This is a genomic window from Neisseria sp. P0021.S007, from assembly GCF_051956855.1.
Window position 1 is genome coordinate 1 of sequence record NZ_JBQCXA010000659.1, and the last position, 641, is coordinate 641.

Annotated in this window: 1 protein-coding gene; it reads right to left on the reverse strand. The window is 50.4% G+C overall.

Annotated features, from left to right (window positions below; translation table 11 throughout):
* Window positions 1-601 (reverse strand): orotidine-5'-phosphate decarboxylase (gene pyrF / locus ACTHUR_RS15230; RefSeq protein ID WP_440399467.1); only part of this gene is annotated, 601 nt, incomplete at its 3' end.
* Window positions 602-641: the final 40 nt, after the last annotated feature.

Sequence of the window (641 nt, forward strand, 5' to 3'; positions counted from 1 at the left end):
GGTCATCATTATTGCCTGCAACATCTAAGCGGATGCCCGGTGTGACCAAGACAAAATCCTGTCCCAATTCGCGGCGCAATGGTACGGCTTCTTGAGCGGAACATACTACGCCGTCCAAGCCCGAACTTTGCGCCAGTTTCGCCAAGCGGATGACTTGTTCTTCAGGGGCGATGTTCAAACCGATTTCTGCCAAGTCGCTTTGTTCCATGCTGGTCAACACGGTTACGCCGATCAAAAGCGGCTTGGTTTGATATCCGGCAACGGCTTCTGCTGCTGCTTCCATCATGCGGCGACCGCCCGATGCGTGCATATCGACCATCCACACGCCCATATCGGCGGCAACTTTACAGGCCTGAGCAACTGTGTGGGGAATATCGTGGTATTTCAAATCGAGGAAAAGTTTGAAACCTTGATTGATTAAGCTTTCTGCCAAATTGCGGCCGGTTGCGGTGAACAGCTCTTTACCGATTTTGATTTGACACAGTGTCGGGTCAAGATTGCGGACAAATCCGAGCGTATCTTTTTCGTTGGCAAAATCGAGGGCGACGATGACGGGAGTACGTTGTTGCTGAGTTTGGAAGTCGGAGATCAAGGGATTCATAAGATACCTGCGGATAAACGGTTATAGCTTCGATTTTAAC